Source organism: Halomonas profundus, from assembly GCF_020865425.1.
GTDB classification, from domain to species: domain Bacteria; phylum Pseudomonadota; class Gammaproteobacteria; order Pseudomonadales; family Halomonadaceae; genus Vreelandella; species Vreelandella titanicae.
In genome coordinates, this window is sequence record NZ_CP086344.1 from 1,126,007 (window position 1) to 1,143,820 (window position 17,814).

Annotated in this window: 13 protein-coding genes; 8 read left to right on the top strand and 5 right to left on the bottom strand. The window is 55.4% G+C overall.

Annotated features, from left to right (window positions below; genetic code table 11):
- Window positions 1-54 precede the first annotated feature (54 nt).
- Both nirB and LMS44_RS05105 read right to left on the bottom strand, forming a co-directional pair.
- On the bottom strand, window positions 55-2,562 hold the full coding sequence (gene nirB, locus LMS44_RS05100) for a nitrite reductase large subunit NirB (RefSeq protein WP_278371074.1): 2,508 nt from the start codon (window positions 2,560-2,562) through the stop codon (window positions 55-57).
- Complete coding sequence (locus LMS44_RS05105) at window positions 2,563-3,888, bottom strand: NAD(P)/FAD-dependent oxidoreductase (protein ID WP_278371072.1); 1,326 nt, start codon at window positions 3,886-3,888, stop codon at window positions 2,563-2,565.
- Between the two features lie 758 nt (window positions 3,889-4,646).
- Between LMS44_RS05105 and LMS44_RS05110 the strand changes: the two genes are divergently transcribed.
- The 6 genes from LMS44_RS05110 (at window position 4,647) to arfA (ending at window position 12,243) form a co-directional block, all read left to right on the top strand.
- The gene (locus LMS44_RS05110; RefSeq protein ID WP_278371071.1) at window positions 4,647-7,412 is read left to right on the top strand and encodes a nitrate reductase; all 2,766 of its coding nucleotides are present in this window, start codon (window positions 4,647-4,649) and stop codon (window positions 7,410-7,412) included.
- Entirely contained in the window at window positions 7,372-8,271 is a 900-nt protein-coding gene (cobA, locus tag LMS44_RS05115; protein ID WP_278371070.1) for a uroporphyrinogen-III C-methyltransferase, read from the top strand. Before LMS44_RS05110 ends, cobA begins: the two co-directional genes overlap by 41 nt.
- 68 nt (window positions 8,272-8,339) lie before the next feature.
- Window positions 8,340-9,149 (top strand): formate/nitrite transporter family protein, encoded by an 810-nt coding sequence (locus LMS44_RS05120; protein ID WP_008957727.1) that lies wholly within the window; start codon window positions 8,340-8,342, stop codon window positions 9,147-9,149.
- A 206-nt stretch (window positions 9,150-9,355) separates the two neighbouring features.
- A complete protein-coding gene (locus LMS44_RS05125; RefSeq protein WP_278371067.1) occupies window positions 9,356-11,071 on the top strand; it encodes a bifunctional protein-serine/threonine kinase/phosphatase in 1,716 nt (571 codons plus the stop codon).
- 93 nt (window positions 11,072-11,164) lie between these two features.
- Window positions 11,165-11,983, top strand: coding sequence for a 2,5-didehydrogluconate reductase DkgB (gene dkgB / locus LMS44_RS05130; RefSeq protein WP_041157778.1), 819 nt, complete (start codon window positions 11,165-11,167; stop codon window positions 11,981-11,983).
- A gap of 110 nt (window positions 11,984-12,093) precedes the next feature.
- Window positions 12,094-12,243, top strand: a complete 150-nt coding sequence (gene arfA / locus LMS44_RS05135; RefSeq protein ID WP_008957724.1) for an alternative ribosome rescue factor ArfA — start codon at window positions 12,094-12,096, stop codon at window positions 12,241-12,243.
- Between the two features lie 166 nt (window positions 12,244-12,409).
- Here the strand turns inward: arfA and LMS44_RS05140 are convergent, their stop codons facing one another.
- Window positions 12,410-12,658, bottom strand: coding sequence for a hypothetical protein (locus LMS44_RS05140; protein ID WP_008957723.1), 249 nt, complete (start codon window positions 12,656-12,658; stop codon window positions 12,410-12,412).
- A 296-nt stretch (window positions 12,659-12,954) separates the two neighbouring features.
- Window positions 12,955-13,668: a response regulator transcription factor gene (locus LMS44_RS05145; protein ID WP_009287164.1), complete on the bottom strand. Its 714-nt coding sequence runs from the start codon at window positions 13,666-13,668 to the stop codon at window positions 12,955-12,957.
- Window positions 13,669-13,834: 166 nt separating this feature from the next.
- On the opposite strand from LMS44_RS05145, the gene LMS44_RS05150 reads away from it, so the two are divergent.
- Both LMS44_RS05150 and LMS44_RS05155 read left to right on the top strand, forming a co-directional pair.
- Window positions 13,835-14,353 (top strand): putative pterin-binding protein, encoded by a 519-nt coding sequence (locus LMS44_RS05150; RefSeq protein ID WP_223828005.1) that lies wholly within the window; start codon window positions 13,835-13,837, stop codon window positions 14,351-14,353.
- 18 nt (window positions 14,354-14,371) lie between these two features.
- Entirely contained in the window at window positions 14,372-16,612 is a 2,241-nt protein-coding gene (locus LMS44_RS05155; protein ID WP_278371065.1) for an ATP-binding protein, read from the top strand.
- Between the two features lie 7 nt (window positions 16,613-16,619).
- On the opposite strand, the gene LMS44_RS05160 is transcribed toward LMS44_RS05155, so the two are convergent.
- On the bottom strand, window positions 16,620-17,786 hold the full coding sequence (locus tag LMS44_RS05160; protein WP_278371064.1) for an EAL domain-containing response regulator: 1,167 nt from the start codon (window positions 17,784-17,786) through the stop codon (window positions 16,620-16,622).
- Window positions 17,787-17,814 lie beyond the last annotated feature (28 nt).

Below are 17,814 nucleotides of genomic sequence, written 5' to 3' on the forward strand. Positions count from 1 at the left end.
GCCTCGTTTTTATTCAGTATCAGTGTCGTTGTCAGTGTCAGGGCCCAGCGTCGCTTAAGCGGGGCGCAGCTGGCCGCGCTCGGAGGTCATAATGATTGACGGATCCGGGCGGTCGTCGTTGACGAAGCTGCGGAAGCGCTTGAGCTTCTCCGGGTCGCTGATAGCGTCGGCCCATTCACACTGGTAGGTATCCACCACGGTTTGCATCTGGCGCTCTAGCTCGTCGTTGATGCCTAAGCTGTCTTCCAGAATCACCTCTTTGAGATAGTCCAGGCCGCCGTCGAGGTTTTCGCGCCATACTGAGGTGCGCTGCAAGCGGTCGGCGGTGCGCACGTAGAACATCAAGAAGCGGTCAATGGTGCGGTAGAGCTGCTCGTCGTCCAGATCGGTGGCGAACAGTTCGGCGTGTCGCGGGCGCATGCCGCCGTTACCGCAAACGTAGAGGTTCCAGCCGTTTTCGGTAGCGATAATGCCGATGTCTTTGCTCTGGGCTTCGGCGCACTCGCGGGTGCAGCCGGAAACGCCAAACTTAATCTTGTGGGGTGAGCGCAGACCCTTGTAGCGGTTCTCTAACTGAATCGCCATGCCGACGCTATCCTGCACGCCGTAGCGGCACCAGGTGCTGCCTACGCAGGATTTCACCGTGCGCAGCGATTTACCGTAGGCGTGTCCGGTCTCGAAGCCTGCGGCAATCAGCTCGCCCCAGATATCCGGCAGGTCTTCCAGGCGGGCGCCGAACAGATCGATACGCTGGCCGCCGGTGACCTTGGAGTAGAGGCTGTATTTTTTGGCCACTTCACCCAGCACGATTAGTTTGTCTGGGGTAATCTCGCCACCGGCAACACGCGGCACTACCGAGTAGGTGCCGTTTTTCTGCATGTTGGCCATAAAGGTGTCGTTGGTGTCTTGCAGGGGAATATGCGCCGCGTCGGTGATCGGCTCATTGAAGCAGGAGGCCAAAATGGACGCCACGGCGGGTTTGCAGATATCGCAGCCCAGGCGGTGGGTGTCGGCGTTGCCGTGTTTTTCAATCAAGTCAGTGAAGGTTTTAATACCTTCAACGCGCACGATATCGTAAAGCTCCTGGCGGGTATGGGCGAAGTGCTCGCAAATCGATTTATCGACTTCGACACCGCGGGCTTCCAACTCATGGTCAACCACGCTTTTGAGCAGCGCGGTGCAGCCCCCGCAGCCGGTGCTGGCTTTGGTGGCCGCTTTGACACCGCCTAGATCTACTGCGCCAGCGTCAATAGTGGCGCAAATATCGCCTTTAGTGACGTTGTGGCAAGAACAGATGGAGGCGGTTTCCGGCAGCGCACCGGGGCCGAGAGTGGGTGCGCCGCCGCTGCTTTGGGGCAGAATTAATGAGGCAGGCTCGTCGGGCAACTCAATGCCGTTGGAGTAGTACTGCAGCAGCGTGTCGTAAACGCTGTTATTGCCCACCAGCATGGCGCCGAGCAGCTTTTTACCGTCGCTGGAGACCACCAGTTTGCGGTACTCCTGCTTGATGGGGTCTAGGTAGCGGAACATGCGAGCGCTGGGGTTTTGGTTGCCGTGGGCATCACCAATCGAGCCCACATCCACGCCCAGCAGTTTGAGCTTGGTGCTCATATCCGCACCGCCAAACTGGGTGTCGCCTTCAGTTAGCGTCGAAAACGCCGCCTTGGCCATTTGATAACCGGGGGCGACCAAGCCAAAAATGCTCTGATTCCACAGCGCCACTTCACCAATTGCGAGAATGGCCGGGTCGCTGGTGAGGCACTGGTTATCCACCACCACGCCGCCGCGTTCACCAATCTCCAGGCCGCAGTCACGGGCCAACTGGTCGCGGGGGCGGATGCCTGCCGAGAACACAATCAGGTCGGTTTCCAGCACTTTGTCGTCTTGGAAGACCATGCGGTGGCGGCTTGCCTCGCCATCTTCAATACGCTGTGTGGCCCGTTCAAGAAGCACCTGTACGCCCAGCGCTTCGATTTTTTCCCGCAGTAGCTCGCCGCCTTCATTATCCACCTGCATGGGCATTAGGCGTGAGGCGAACTCCACTACAGCGGTATCCAGGTTCAACCCGCGCAGGGCATTTGCCGCTTCAAGGCCCAGCAAACCGCCGCCCACGACCACGCCGGTGGTGGCGTTTTCGGCGGCCGCCTGGATGGCGTCTAAATCGTCCAGGGTGCGGTAAACCAAGCAACCATCACGGTCGTTACCGGGAATCGGCGGCACGAAGGGGAACGAGCCGGTAGCCAGCACCAGGCGGTCGTAAGGGTAACGGCCTTGTTCGGTGACCACCTCTTGTGAGTTGCGGTCGATCTCAATGACGGCTTCGCTTGTGCGCAGTTCAACGCCGCTGGTGGCGTAGTAATCCGCTTCGCAAAGCGCTAGCGAATCGGCATCGCGGCCGCTGAAGTATTCAGACAGGTGCACCCGGTCGTAGGCGCGGTGGCGCTCTTCGCCAAACACGGTGACCTGATAGCGCTCAAGGGCGCCGTTATCGACTAACTGCTCGACCAGGTGGTGGCCGACCATGCCGTTACCAATAATAATAAGCTGCTGTTGGGTAGACATTTAAGCCGCCTCCGACGTTGTATGAGAAGAGTGTTTTGAAGAGAGCTCAGAAGAATCAGGGCTGTGTTGAGATGCTTCGCGGAGCACCTCGACATCAGCACCACCAAACAACAAGGCTTGGCGGTAAGCGTTGAGATCGGTACCCGCGAGCGCCTGTTCGAAGTACCAGGGGCCTTGGCTGGTGTCGCCGTAAAGCACCGCGCCTTCAATCTGGCCGTCGCGTAGCAGCAGGCGGCGGTAGTCGCCGCGTTCAAGGTCGTGGTAATTCAGTACTTCATGCTCGGCGCTGGCCTCGGTGGGGCCAAAGGCGTAGAGCGCTACGCCACTGATTTTGAGTTTGGTAGCGCTGGGGGCATCCGCGTAGCCTTGGGTATGCGTGCCGCACAGCGTCGCGGCGAGCACTTCTACCTGACGCCAGATCGGCTCCACCAGGCCGTAGGTGATGCCATCGAACTGGCAGCACTCGCCCAGTGCTGAGATCGCCGGGTCGCTGGTGGTGAGCCATTCGTCCACCACAATAGCTCGATCCGTGCGCAGACCTGCCTGACGGCCAAGTTCCGCATTAGGGGTAATGCCCGCGGCAACGATCACACTGGAGGCGTTCAACTGGCGGCCATCGGCAAGATGCACCTTAGCTACCCGGCCCAGGGCGTCACTCTCTAGCCTCGCTAACTGCGCGCCGGTGATGATCTGTAGACCGCGTTGAGTGAGGGTGTCTTTAAGCAGGTGGGCGGCGGTGGTATCCAACTGACGGTTCATCAGCCGCTCGCTGCGCTGGAGCACGCTTACGTTGATGTCGCTGCCGCGTTTACGTAACCCCTCAGCCGCTTCAAGACCCAGCAGGCCGCCACCAATCACGACAGCGTCACCGCCACGCTGGGCAATGGCTTCTAGTGATTCGGCATCTTGCAGGTCGCGAAAGCCATGTACGCCCTCAAGCTCTATCCCAGGAACATCGGGCAGCGCTGGGCGCGAGCCGGTGGCGATGACCAAATGATCGTAATCAAGCGATCGGCCGCTATCGGCGGTCAATGTTTGGCGTGAGCGATCAAGCGTCTCGACCTTTTCACCCAGTATCAGCGTAACGCCCTGTTCGGCGTACCACTGGGTATCGCGCAGGGTAAGCGCCTCCTGCTGCATCTCACCGGCCAGCAGTGGCGAAAGCAGAATACGGTTGTAGGCAGGGGTTGGCTCTGCGCCAATCACCGTGATGTGCTGGGGGCGTGTGGGCTGTTTTACCAACGCCTCAATTAGGCGGTGGCTTGCCATACCATTGCCAATGACCACCAGATGGTCGTTGGATGAGCACCGGGAAGTAGTTTCCATGGGGGGCTCCTCTGTGTCTTTGCGGCTGCTTGAGCACCAAACAAAAAAACGCCCCTGTCGCGCACCTCTTTGCAAATAATCGCAAAAGCGTGCGTAACAGGGGCGTCGTTGCCCGATAGCGTCGTTTTAAATACGCGACAACCGCCATTGGCTGCCAGCTGATTAAAAACCTTACCCTGTAACAAGCAAGGAGCTAGCCAACTGGCCGTATAGCATATTTTTTTAAATAATTTCAGCTGCTTATGTTTAGGTGATGGGGAAGCGGTGGCCAGGCTCTTCGGATAGACTGCACGGTGATGGTGCGAAAAGAGAGGTGGCCTGCACTCTCAAGCACCATTTAGCGTGTGCACAGTGCGAAAAAGAGCGTTGTGTGATGATTTTTAATTTTTTAACTATCTGTTTTTAAATGATTAAATTTTATATGGCCGGTTGTCGGCTTGGCTCTTGCAGTTCCCAAGGCAATAAGTAAGTTAACAAGGGATAAGCGCTCATTGTTTGGCGATGGCAGCGAACAATTCCAAAGCCGTTAGAAAAATAAGTAGCCGTTAGAAAATGTGTAGCTGTTAGTAAATCTTCATTTGTTTGAAGAGACTATTGTAAAAAGTAATGCACCGATGAAGGTGCGCTGTGGCAACGACGTCCAGCCCTCTTCTCTTAATGCGTTTATATAGCGCATTAGAGAATGGGACTGGGCGTTTTTTTATGCCCGGCATTTATATACGTATATACGGCGTTCAGGTTCGACCCGAGGAGGTGTTATGCGAGGGGCAAAAGCAGGGCAGCAGTCCACAACGACGCAGCAAGCCAAAACCACCTGCCCCTATTGCGGCGTTGGCTGTGGTGTAACGGCAACCGTTGAAGCGGGCACGCTGAGCGCTGTAGAAGGCGACCGCGAGCATCCGGCGAACTTCGGGCGGCTGTGTGTCAAAGGTTCTGCGCTACATGAAACCTTGGGACAACAGGGGCGGCTGACTCACCCTCGCGTTGATGGTGTTGAGGTCTCCTGGGACACTGCCCTAAGCACTACTGCCGAACGCTTAAACACCCTGCGGGCCGAGCATGGCAATGATACAGTTGCAGCGTACCTTTCAGGTCAGCTGCTGACTGAAGACTATTATGTCGCCAATAAGCTGTTTAAAGGCTTTTTAGGCACGCCCCATTTAGATACTAATTCGCGGCTGTGCATGGCCTCAGCGGTGGTTGGCTACAAGCGCGCCTTCGGTGCGGATGCGGTGCCGTGTAACTACGAAGATTTGGAAGAGGCGGAACTGATCGTGTTGGTGGGTTCCAACTTGGCTTGGAACCACCCGGTACTTTACCAGCGCATCAAAGTGGCCAAAGAGCGCAATCCATTGATGCGTTTGGTGGTGATCGACCCCCGCGTCACCGACAGCTGCGAAATCGCCGACCTTTACTTGGGGATTAAGCCAGGCAGCGATGCTTACCTGTTTAACGGCCTGCTAGCGTGGATGGCGAAGCGCCGCAAGCTCGATACCCTCTACCTTGAGCGCCACACTGAAGGGTTTGACGATACCCTGGCGGTGGCCCAGCAAACCGCGAACTCGGTGGCAGAGGTTGCGGAAGCCTGTGATGTCGACCCCGAGCGACTGGAAACCTTCTACTACTGGTTTGCCAGCCAGCTGCATGTGGTTACCCTCTACTCTCAGGGCGTTAATCAATCCGCCAGTGGTACCGATAAGTGCAACGCGATTATTAACTGTCACTTGGCTGGCGGCAAAATCGGTTTACCGGGGGCAGGGCCGTTCTCGATTACCGGCCAGCCCAACGCCATGGGTGGGCGCGAAGTAGGCGGGCTGGCCAACCAGCTAGCCGCGCATATGGATTACCACACCCCAGGCGCCCTCGATCTAGTCAGCCGCTTTTGGACTACCGACAGCCTTACACCGATCCTGCCGGAAGGGCCCGGTTATAAAGCAGTGGAGCTGTTTGAGGCCATTGAGCGTGGCGAAATAAAAGCGCTGTGGGTGATGGCCACCAATCCCGCGATTAGCCTTCCCGATGCTGCGCGGGTGCGTGCTGCGCTGGAAAAATGTCCGCTGGTGATTGTTTCCGAGTGCGCTGCCCATACCGATCTGCTGCCTTATGCCGATATCGTGCTGCCAGCCTCGGGGTGGTCGGAAAAAGATGGCACCGTGACTAACTCCGAGCGGCGCATTTCTCGCCAGCGGGGCATGCTGCCGCCCCCGGGTGAAGCCCGCCACGACTGGTGGATAATGTGTGAGGTGGCGAAACGGTTGGGGTTTGCTGAGGCGTTTAACTACGCGCACCCCTGGGAGATTTTCGACGAGCACGCCAAGCTCTCTGGGTTTGAAAACGGAGTTGATAACAGCACGGTGCCCGGCAACCCGCAGCGGTTGTTTGATATATCGGGTTTGGTGGGCCTGGGCCGGGATGGCTACGACGCCTTAGCCCCCATTCAATGGCCGGTCACAAAGGCCGCACCCCATGGCACTGCGCGGCTGTTTGAGGATGGCGAGTTTGCCACCGCCAATGGTCGCGCCAAGCTGCTGGCGATCAAGCCCCAAGGGCCTGAGCAGGCGCTGAGCGCCGCTTACCCGCTGCGGCTGAACACCGGTCGAATTCGTGATCAGTGGCACACCATGACCCGCACCGCTCGCTCACCGCGGTTAATGAATCACCGCGCCGAACCCTTTATGGACGTGCACCCGGACGATGCCCACACCGCCGGTGTTACCGATCAGGGGTTGGCGGTGCTAACCGCCGCAAAAGGGGAGTTTCGCGCCCGTGTACGGGTCTCCAATGCTCAACGCCGTGGTGAGGTCTTCGTGCCCATCCACTGGACTGACTGCTTCACCCAGCAGGCCAGAAGCAGCGCGCTGATCGACAGCATTACCGATCCGCTCTCTGGGCAGCCAGAATCGAAGCACGGTGCCGTGGCGCTGGCGCCGCTTGCTACTGATTGGCAGGCCACTCTACTGATCGCCGAAGGGACAACGGAATCAACGCCTTGGTGCACCAGTGCCTACTGGACACGTATTCCCATGCGCGGCTGCCAGCGCTGGCAGCTTGCCAATACGCAGTCGGTTAATGACTGGCTAGCGCAGTTAAAAATGTGGCTGCCCGGCGATGTATCGGTTATCAGCCAAGACCCCACTAACGGACGTCTGCGCGCCGCCTGTGTGGAAAATGGTCAATTGCGCTGGTGGCTGATGGTTGGCCCGCCCAAAGAGTTGCCAGGGTTGGCGTGGCTGGAAGCGCGTTTTAACGAGGCGGCGCTGAGCGATACCCACCGCCGGCGCCTATTGGCCGGCTGCGACGACGGTGCTGCGGATACCGGCCCGGTGGTGTGTAGTTGCCACCAAGTGGGCCAAACCACCATCGTCAGCGCTATCCGAGAGGGCGACACCAGCGTAGAAGCGCTGGGCGCCAGGCTCGCCTGCGGCACCCAGTGCGGTAGCTGTATTCCCGAATTGAAATCACTCATTGAAGAGGAGCGGCCCAATGCCCGCACTAAGCAACCCCTTGCTACAGAAGTGGTTTAACGCCTTTATGCGGTTATCGCACCGCGCGCTAACGCCGTGGGTTCAGCAGGCTGTAGACATACGTTTGCCACTGCGTGGCGAGTGCCGCGCCGGGCAGGTTTACCTGGTTGGCGCAGGCAGCGGCGATGCAGAGCTGTTAACCCTCAAGGCCGCACGCTTACTTATGCAGGCGGACGCTGTGGTATATGACCGCTTGGTGGGCGATGACGTTCTGGCGCTGATTCCTAGCGGCAGCGAACGCTACTACGTTGGCAAAGCCCGCGGCCACCACAGTGTACCCCAAACGGAGATCGGCGAGCTGATGGTAAAACTCGCCCGGGAAGGTAAATCGGTGGTGCGTCTGAAGGGCGGTGATCCGGCGGTATTCGCGCGGATGGGCGAAGAGCTAGATGCCCTGGCCGCTGCCGAGATCCCCGCTGCCATTGTACCAGGGATTACCGCGGCCTCTGCCGCCGCTGCCTGCATAGGCATTCCGCTCACCGATCGCGGCCATGCGCAGCAACTGCGCTTTGTGACTGCCCAGCTATGCCGCGAAGACGGTACGCCGGATTGGGCATCGCTGGCGCGCAAGGATGAAACCCTGGTGTTTTATATGGGGCTTTCAAAAGTGAGTGCAATTTGCCACGGCCTACGCCAAGCAGGCCTGCCGGATGAGTGGCCGGTCATGCTGGTGGCTAACGCCAGCCAGAGTGATCAGCAGTCGCTGGTGGGCTCGCTGGCGGATATGCCCGAAAAACTCTCCGCAACTCCCTTACCGTCACCCTGTTTGATTGTGGTGGGCAGTGTGGTGCAAAGAGTCGCCACGACGCCCGCTAACCTAGCCACCAATTTTTGCTTTGCACAGCAAACCACGCCTTAACGGCAGGGTTTGCGGTGCGCATTTTATTCTTCTGACCCTTACAACCAGCTACCAAGGAAAAGCTCTCTATGTCCTACTTATTGCCTGCTGAATTTGCCACCAAGATGGTCGATGCTGGCGAAGCCAAGCTTCACATGTCTACCCGTGATGCGCTGATTCGCGCTTTTATGGCGGGGGCTATTTTGGCCATCGCGGCGGTGTTTGCGGTGACCGTAGCGGTGCAAACCGGCTACCCGATTATCGGCGCCATCCTGTTTCCGGTGGGTTTCTCGATACTCTATCTAATGGGCTTTGATCTGTTGACCGGGGTGTTTGTGTTAACGCCGCTGGCGTGGCTGGATAAACGGCCTGGGGTGACGATTAATCGTATTCTCAAGCACTGGGGCATTGTGTTTATCGGTAATTTTGGTGGGGCATTAACGGTCGCCTTTCTCATGGCGATTGTGTTCACCTACGGCTTTAGCACCGAACCCAGCGAAGTGGGGCGGGTCATTGGTGAAGTAGGTGAAGGACGCACGGTTGGTTATAAAGAGTATGGCGCTGGCGGCATGGCGACGATTTTTATTCGCGGCATATTGTGTAACTGGATGGTATCGCTGGGGGTTGTGGGTGCGATGATCTCAACCACGGTGAGCGGTAAGGTGATTGCCATGTGGATGCCGATTATGCTGTTCTTCGGTATGGGCTTTGAGCACTCGGTGGTCAACATGTTCCTATTCCCATCTGGGCTGATGATGGGCGGTAACTTCTCGATTATGGATTACCTGATCTGGAACGAAATTCCGGTAGTGCTGGGTAACTTGATCGGTGGCTTGGCATTAACGGGGCTCACGCTCTACACCACTCACGTGCGTACCGCGCCCCAGAAAGCCCTATGATTAACTACGGTGAGCGAGCCTTGTGCATTCAAACGGTCTGAACAACCCTATGCGGGGGCGCTGTAGACCCATCCTTGGGCGCTACTTTCGCCATCCATGGCGAAAGACCCCCGCTACGGGTTGGTTCAGACCTCGATAAAGTTGCAATAGAGTTTGTCATTAACCAAGCCTTCGCTCCGGCGGAGGCTTTTTTTAGGGGAAGCATAATGGCAGCGCTGACCATTTCGCTCGGCCAGCACTCTGATAAAGGGCGCAAGCCAAGCAATCAGGATTTTTACGGCGCTTATCTACCCAGCGACTCCCTGCGCGCCACCAAAGGGATTGCGATCGCGTTAGCGGATGGGATCAGCAGCAGCGAAGTGAGCCGGGAAGCGAGCGAAGCAGCAGTGGGCGGTTTCTTAACAGACTACTACGCCACCCCCGCCACCTGGGCGGTTAAAACCTCCGCCCAGCGGGTGCTGCAGGCCACCAATGCATGGCTTTATGCCCAAACCCGGCAGAGCCAGTATCGCTATAACCTGGATCGTGGCTATGTGTGTACCCTCAGCGCGATGGTGATTAAATCCACCACTGCGCACCTGTTTCACGTTGGCGATAGCCGTATCTATCAGCTCGCCGGCAATACGCTGGAGCCACTGACCGAGGATCATCGCTTCTGGGCATCCCGGGAAGTCAGTCATTTAAGCCGCGCCATGGGGGCCAGCCAGCACCTGGAGCTGGATTATTGCTCGGTATCGCTGAGTGAGGGCGATGTGTTTGTACTCACTACCGACGGTGTTTATGAGTGGCTAACCGGCGCTGAAATGGCCGCGCTGATTCATGCCCATTGGGGCGATCTCGATGCGGCGGCTGAGGCGCTAATCGCGGCTGCCATCGATCATGGCAGCGATGACAACCTCACCGTGCAAATTGTGCGCATTGATTCGCTGCCTGAGCGCCACGCTAATGAACTCTACGCGGCGCTGGGCACACTGCCGTCACCGTCTGAATTGCGCGCAGGAAGTGAGCTGGATGGCTACCGCATTGTGCGTCAACTGCATGCCAGCAGCCGCAGCCATGTCTACCTGGCGGAAGAGGTAGCGAGTGGCGAGAAGGTGGCACTTAAAACCCTCTCAACCGAGCTAAGCCAAGACTCGGCGAGTATCGAGCGGTTTGTGCGCGAAGAGTGGATTGCCCGACGCATCGATAATCAGCACGTGCTTAAAGCCCCCGCCCAAGAGCGCCCTCGCCGCTACCTTTACACCGTGCTGGCGTATATCGAAGGGCAAACCCTGACCCAGTGGATGCGTGACCACCCCAACGCCGAATTAGCCAGCGTTCGTCCCATCGTCGAGCAGATTGCCAAGGGGCTACGCGCCTTTCATCGCCTGGAAATGCTGCATCAGGATTTACGCCCCGATAACGTCATGATCGATAGCCACGGAACGGTGAAGCTGATCGATTTTGGCGCTGCCAAGGTGGCGGGCCTTGCCGAAGAGGTCGGGGCGGCTAGCGACGATATTCTAGGCACTGCCCAGTACACCGCGCCGGAGTATTTTCTGGGTGAAGGAGGCACGCCCCGTTCGGATCAGTACTCACTGGCAGTGATTACCTATCAGATGCTAACCGGCACGCTGCCCTATGGCACCGAGGTGGCCAAAACTCGCACTCGGGCAGCGCAGCATAAGCTTGCCTACCAATCGGCGCTTAGCGAGAACCGTGAACTGCCCGCCTGGGTGGATGAGGTGCTCAAAAAGGCATTACATCCCACTCCCCACAAACGCTTTCCGGCGCTTTCGGAGTTTATCTTCGAGCTACGCTCGCCAAGCCCAGACATGCTGAAGCGCGCCCAGTTACCGCTGCTGGAACGTGATCCGGTGCTGTTCTGGAAGGGGGTGTCGCTAGTGTTGGCGGTAGTGGTTATCGCTCTTTTATTGCGTTGATGGCACTACTGTTGATCAGGGAACAATAAACAACGGGGTTGAAGTGGGGCGGTCTCCACCCCATATTAGTTAACACGCTATCAATAGAAAAGGATGTTAATGATGCAGACTGTGATACCCAACCCCGGTTTCGGTACTTTTCGCCTGGAAGGCGATACGCTCAAGCAGAGTATCCACACAGCGCTTGAGGTCGGGTATCGACACATCGACACGGCACAGTTTTATGGCAATGAAAAAGGGGTAGGGGAGGCGATTCGCGACAGCAGCGTGCCACGCAGCGATATTTTCCTAACCACCAAGGTGTGGTTCGATAATCTTGAGCCCACAATGCTTAAAGCCAGCGTGGACGAAAGCCTGCAGAAATTAGGCACCGATTACGTTGACCTGCTGCTGATCCACTGGCCGTCCCCAGAGGATGAAGTGCCAATGGTCGATTACCTGACGGCGCTAAAAGAGGTCAAAGCCGAGGGTAAAGCGCGCAATATCGGCATTTCCAACTTTACCATCGCCCAGGTGGACGAAGCGGTTAGCATTCTGGGTAAAGGTGAAATTCTCACCAATCAGATCGAGGTTCATCCTTTCTTACAGAACCGTAAACTGGTCGATCACTGCGAGCAGCATGGCATTCAAATTACTGCCTTTATGCCCCTGGCCGTGGGTAAAGTCATGGATGACCCAACCCTTAAGCAGATCGCCGACGCGCATAACGCCACGCCCGCGCAAATTGCCCTTGCTTGGGTAAAACAGCGCAATATGATTACGATTCCTTCATCGACCAAGGCGCGAAATATTCAAAGCAACATTGCCGCCTTTGACTTAGTCTTGAGCGACAGCGAGATGACGGAAATCGCCAAGTTGGATCGTAAAGAGCGTATCGCCAACCCTGAAATAGCGCCGCTCTGGGATGAGTAAGAGGAATGAATAACCAGGACTTGAAACGCTAAACGATGAACTTCAATTAATAGTATGTGTCGTAGTGGGTGCCTGCCCAGGCAGGCATCTTTAAAAGAATGGAGAAAACGATGAAACAGCGCAAGATAAAAGACAACGCTTTAAAAGCGCAGCTGCGAACGCCGATGTTTAAAATGCAGCAGCAAACCCCGAAAAAAGGTAAAGGCAGCTACTCCCGGAAAGGACGCAACTCTTTGGGAGGGCATCGCCAAGCCGCCTAACCCGGCGTTTTGGCGATGCCTTCCCCAGGCATCTCTGCACAGTATTCCCCATGCTGTGCAATATCCCATCAGCTTGGCCGATCCAATGGATCGGCTTTTTTATTGCGCGCCAGGCGTGGCACGCCACTGAAAACGCCCCGGCCACTTCCTGTGACCGGGGCGTTGGCTATGCCAACCTACTCCCACAGTGTGGACATTTTTCGTAGGCATCGCGGGTTTCAGCCTGATGGCGTTGGTTGCGCTGACTTGGTTCCTCTACACCATGAATGGATACCAGCTGGCCCTGCTCCCAGCGTAAACCGATATCTTTTAACAGGTGCGGGTCATGAAAGCGCGGGTCTTCGTAAAAGCGCCGCTGGGTACGATAGTGGGTGAAAGCGCTGAGTAGTTTGCGGGTAATGGTTGCGATTGCCATGGGGTCGGTCTCCTGGGTTAGGAGGCCGGGCAACATCGCGATCAGGGAGTCTCAAAGGTAACGATAAAACAACATGGCCGCGACACTTGCCGCGGCCAATTTCCTCTTTACATCTCTGGCGCGCGACAATAATAAGCTGATACCGCATTATTAATAATGCGATGCAGCTTATTCATTCGTGTCGCGGGGATTTGCCAGCGCATGAGAAGGTCTCTGAAAAAGTTTCGTTAATAAAAAAGAACTGCCCCTTAAAGGGGAGCTCTTATGTTTTAACCGATGCTTATATGAGCGTCAATCTATTTAGCGACTTGTTCAAGGTGGGGGGGCTGGCAAGTTTCCATGCGATACCCCGATTGGTAAACGCTACGTAGACGCAGGCCATGCCGACCATCCAGTTCCAGCTTGCGGCGTAGGCGGCTTACGTGGGTGTCAACGGTACGCGTCGAAATATCCCCTTTAATGCCCCACACCAGCTCTAGTAAGTGCGCACGGGTAATTAGCTCACCCATTTTAGAGAAAAACAGCGTGGCTAACCGGTATTCACGTTCGGTTAAATCAATGGCGTCGCCCGCCACGCTGATGTAGTGCTCATCGGTATGCAGGGTAAATATCTCGGGACAGGCCGGTGCAGGGCGCGATGTGGCATAGCCAGAGCGTCTACCTAACGCACTCACTCTGGCAATCAGCTCACTGGGGCGAAGGGGCTTGGCGAGAAAATCATCGGCGCCTCGCTCCAGGGCTTTAACAACATCGTCTTCGCCCTGGCTGGCGGTAATAAACAGGATTGGCCCATGCCAGCTGTCGTGCTGGCGAAGATGAGCAACCACATCCATGCCGTCGCTGTCGGGCAGGCGCCAATCGATAATGAGCAGGTCAAAGGTGTGCTGCTGCGTCGCCCGGCGAAGCTCGCTAGAGCGACTAAACAGCGAGACTTGGTGTTCTGCCGTTAGTAGGCACTGCTCAATAAAGGCCTGTTGGTCGAGGTCATCTTCAAGTACGCCAATATGCATGCTAATTTCCCTTATTGTCGTCTTATAAATGTCACCCGTGTAGAGGCGGCAAGCTCACGCGTTAAGTTTAGTGGATGATGATGCGTTGACACAAAGGTTCACAGTTAGCCCGCCAACGGCCGATATACAATTTCTGCACTTTCAACGATCAGCACCGAGGTGCAGCATGATACGTCGCCCTATGGTTGTTAAATTCGTGGTTTTCATCGTCGCGGTAGGACTTGCCTTGCTGTCGACCCACACTATCGCCCTGGAAGTACCTGAAGGCCCGGTGATATTGGTGGTGAGTGGAAAGGTGGGGCAGACGAATGTGGGTGACGAAGCCCATTTTGATAAAGCGATGCTAGAAGGCTTGGCGCAGCACGAAACGATTACCCGCACGCCCTGGCACGACGGCGTGATGCGCTTCTCTGGCCCATTGGGGCGAGCTATCCTGGAAGCCGTCGGTGCTGAGGGGGAGAATATTCGTGTGGTAGCGTTGAATGAGTACGCCGCGACGGTGCCTATCAGCGATTTTGAGAATTACGATGTCATTCTGGCTATGCAGGCAAACGGCAAAGCGCTGCGAATTCGTGATCAGGGGCCGCTATTTGTCATTTACCCCTTTGACCAGCACCCCGAACTGCTAGATGAAGAGATATTTTCGCGCTCTGTGTGGCAGGTGACACGAATCGACGTTGAGTAATATAACCGAGTAGCAATCATGCTGGCTTTTTTTAAGTTCTATTTTTCCCGCCGTACCAGGGTCGCTACATTCTCGGCGATCCTTTTTTTTCTTTCAGCGCTAACCACCGGTGGGGTTATTTATAACCGTCAGCATGCGCAGGAGGAGCGGTTGCTCGAAAATGTGTTATGGGCCGGGTATCAGTTTGATCGAGAGGTGCGCGAATTGCGCTTGTCGCTATTCGAAACGAGTGCTGGGAAGGCTACGGTTGATGATGTGTTGCTGCGTTTTGAGATTCTCTTCAGCCGACAATCACTTTTTTTTCAAGGTGAAATAGGAAAAGTCGTGGCGAAACTCGAGGATATTGAGGCGGTCATTCAACAAGCTCACATCCGCATTCTAGAGATGGAAACCCTACTCGAAAAGGTATGGGACCACCCTACCCAGTTAAATAGCGAGTTAACGGCTATCCTCCTGCAGCAAGCGGCTGAGCTACAGCAACTCAGCGGTAACATTTTGATCGAAACCAACGCCCATGTTTCCCATATGCATAGTGAGGAACACCGCGCATTGACAAGTCTCAACGGATTGGTGCTGTTGCTTATTGTCCTGTTAATGCTTTCAGGTGGTATGTTGGTTCGCGCGCTGATTCTAGAAGGGCGCTCCAGTCATCGTAAGGCTCAGGCGTTAGAAACCAAGAGCCAAGAGCTAAATGAGGCAGCTAGGCAAGCAGAGAAAGCGAGTCTGGCAAAATCTGAGTTTATGGCGGTGATGAGTCATGAAATTCGAACCCCGTTAAATGGTGTCGTGGGTATGGCGGATTTGTTAAGCGAAGAGGTTAAAACAACAAGTGCTGAGACTTATTTAGCCGCTCTTAAGCGCAGTGCGGAGAGTCTACGCGCGGTGATCAACGATATTCTCGACTACACCAAAATTGAGTCGGGGCGCCTCGACCTGGATATCCAGCCGTTTGATCTTCACCAATGCATCGACCAGCTTTGTGAAAGCTATACCCTCCGCGAACCAAAGGCGAAGGTCTCCTTTAGTTACGCTATCGACCCGGCGCTGCCCCGTTATGTGCTGGGAGACATCGCGCGGCTGCGCCAAGTCATGATGAATTTAATCAATAATGCCTTGAAGTTCACGGAAGAGGGGTTCGTCAAATGCCAGATAAAACCTCTTGGAGACGATAATATTCTTATGGAGGTACACGATACTGGCTGTGGTATCGCGGAAGCGGATCAAGCACAGCTGTTCTCGGCGTTCTCGCAAGTGGATACCTCAATGGCGCGTCGTCACGAAGGCACGGGGCTTGGGCTCGCAATCTGTAAGCGGTTGGTCGATGCCATGCAGGGCGAGATAGGTGTTAACAGCCAGCAGGGGCTCGGCAGTCGATTCTGGTTTACCGTCAGCCTGCCGGAAACCGAACCTTTGGCCATTTACCAAAGCGGTGAACACCCGCCAGCAATGCCCTCCCATCACCATATCTTGGTGGTAGAGGATAACCCGCTAAATCAAACGGTGGCACGCGTCATGCTTGAGCGCCTTGGCCAGCAGGTATCGGTTGCAGAGAACGGCCAGGAAGCGCTCGATCAGTTGAAAGCAGACCATGGTCGATTTGATTTGGTGTTAATGGATATGCAGATGCCTAAGCTGGATGGCACGGAAACCACCCAACGCTGGCGCGATTATGAAGCTGTGCATCAACTGCCTAAGTTGCCCATAGTGGCGATGACCGCCAATGTGATGCCTGAGCACCGAGAGCGCTGCATTCAAAGCGGCATGGACGATATGATTCACAAGCCTTTTACGCGCGATGAGTTGCATCAGGTGATTGGCCGCTATCTGTTAAATGATGAAAGCGTTGAATCTGTCAGTATTCACGCTACCGTTCCTATTAAAAGCCCCGAATCGCTGGGTGATAGCGCTGGGGCAGTTCAAGTACTCGATAAGCGTCTTTGCGAAGAGCTGCAAAGTACCTTTGAACCCAAGGCACTGGATGCGCTGCTGACCACGTTTTTAACACGGCTTGGTGAACGTATCGCTCGCTTGAATGCCTACTGGCAGTCAGAGGATCGACAAGCCTTGTGCCTAGAAGCCCATTCACTAAAGGGTGCCGCTTCCTCTCTAGGCTGTGCTGCGATTGCTGAGCAAGCAAGCCAATTGGAGCAAGCAGCGCTAGAAGCCCCATTAAGCGAATTGATGATCTATCTGGAGCGTTTAGTTGCTCTTGAGGCCACTACTAAGCTGGCTTTGGAGCAAGAAAGCATGTTCGTTTGATGCGTTATTAGGGTGCGGACGGTGAGTACTCGCGTAACCAGGTGTTGAAAGCGTCGGCGGTTAACGGGTGTGCAATACCGTAGCCTTGTCCAACAGTGCACCCGGCTTCAACAAGCCGAGTGAATTGTGCCGACGTTTCGATACCTTCGGCGACAACAGTCAGTCCCAGGCGTTTGCCTAAGTCGACAATCGACTCTGTTATCACCAGTGCTTCTTTGTCCTGATCGATCAGTGAGACAAAGCTACGGTCAATTTTGAGCTCGCTGAAAGGCAACCGATAGAGCTGTGTCAGCGAAGAGTGGCCGGTACCAAAGTCATCTAACGCCAGTTTGCAGCCCCGTTGTCGCAACGCTTTGAGCACGTAGCTAGCGTAGCCCAAGCACTCAACCCCCGCTGTTTCGGTGAGTTCCAGGGTGATCTTGCTAAGCACAGCATGATGCGCTTGGGTGAGTTGATCAAACGCGTCTAGTACGCCTTCTGCTTGAATAAAGGCCGCCGGTATATTTATCGAGACGTCTAAGTCCCACCCTTGTGACAACCATTGGGCTTGCTGCTTCATGGCAAGCTCAATAACGTACCAAGTGAGTGGAAGCATCAGGTCGTTTTGCTCTGCTAGAGGTATAAAACTGTCGGGGTATAGCACGCCGCGTTGAGGGTCTTGCCAGCGTACCAGCGCTTCAACGCCAATAACCTGCCCTTGTTGAGTGCCTTGTTGCAGGCTTATTTGGGGTTGAAAAGCTAGAAAAAGCTGTTGTTCACGAATGGCCTTCGCCAATTCAACGCTTGTAGGCGCTTTGGGCGCTTTTTTTAATGGCCCCAAAAATGTCGTTAGACCGGTGAGTAGCTTGGATTTAGATAGGAAACCTAACATTTTCAAACCTTTTGCTTCACCTGCTGCAAGCGCATGCGCGGCAGTTTCTTCCGCATAATTGCTAATTAATAAAATTGAAGCGTTTAAGCGTAAATCATAAAGATATTCCAGAATATCAAGGCTCGTAAATTCACCTAGCCCGAGATCAAGCAAGATCAGTTCGACATTGAGTAGGTCGGGTTGGCGCACCAGCTCGCCAAAACTGCTTGCCGTCACCACCTGATAACCGTGCTGGCGTAGTAGCATTCTGCCCAATAGTTGGACATTACAATCATCATCAATAATTAAAGCACCAGACAGCATACATATACCTTTGATGACTACGATGAGC

What these genes read in the sequence shown, in the direction of transcription:
- nirB (WP_278371074.1), bottom strand. Translation starts at nt 2,562, where the DNA reads ATGTCTACCCAACAGCAGCTTATTATTATTGGTAACGGCATGGTCGGC.
- LMS44_RS05105 (WP_278371072.1), bottom strand. Translation starts at nt 3,888, where the DNA reads ATGGAAACTACTTCCCGGTGCTCATCCAACGACCATCTGGTGGTCATT.
- LMS44_RS05110 (WP_278371071.1), top strand. Translation starts at nt 4,647, where the DNA reads ATGCGAGGGGCAAAAGCAGGGCAGCAGTCCACAACGACGCAGCAAGCC.
- cobA (WP_278371070.1), top strand. Translation starts at nt 7,372, where the DNA reads ATGCCCGCACTAAGCAACCCCTTGCTACAGAAGTGGTTTAACGCCTTT.
- LMS44_RS05120 (WP_008957727.1), top strand. Translation starts at nt 8,340, where the DNA reads ATGTCCTACTTATTGCCTGCTGAATTTGCCACCAAGATGGTCGATGCT.
- LMS44_RS05125 (WP_278371067.1), top strand. Translation starts at nt 9,356, where the DNA reads ATGGCAGCGCTGACCATTTCGCTCGGCCAGCACTCTGATAAAGGGCGC.
- dkgB (WP_041157778.1), top strand. Translation starts at nt 11,165, where the DNA reads ATGTTAATGATGCAGACTGTGATACCCAACCCCGGTTTCGGTACTTTT.
- arfA (WP_008957724.1), top strand. Translation starts at nt 12,094, where the DNA reads ATGAAACAGCGCAAGATAAAAGACAACGCTTTAAAAGCGCAGCTGCGA.
- LMS44_RS05140 (WP_008957723.1), bottom strand. Translation starts at nt 12,658, where the DNA reads ATGGCAATCGCAACCATTACCCGCAAACTACTCAGCGCTTTCACCCAC.
- LMS44_RS05145 (WP_009287164.1), bottom strand. Translation starts at nt 13,668, where the DNA reads ATGCATATTGGCGTACTTGAAGATGACCTCGACCAACAGGCCTTTATT.
- LMS44_RS05150 (WP_223828005.1), top strand. Translation starts at nt 13,835, where the DNA reads ATGATACGTCGCCCTATGGTTGTTAAATTCGTGGTTTTCATCGTCGCG.
- LMS44_RS05155 (WP_278371065.1), top strand. Translation starts at nt 14,372, where the DNA reads ATGCTGGCTTTTTTTAAGTTCTATTTTTCCCGCCGTACCAGGGTCGCT.
- LMS44_RS05160 (WP_278371064.1), bottom strand. Translation starts at nt 17,786, where the DNA reads ATGCTGTCTGGTGCTTTAATTATTGATGATGATTGTAATGTCCAACTA.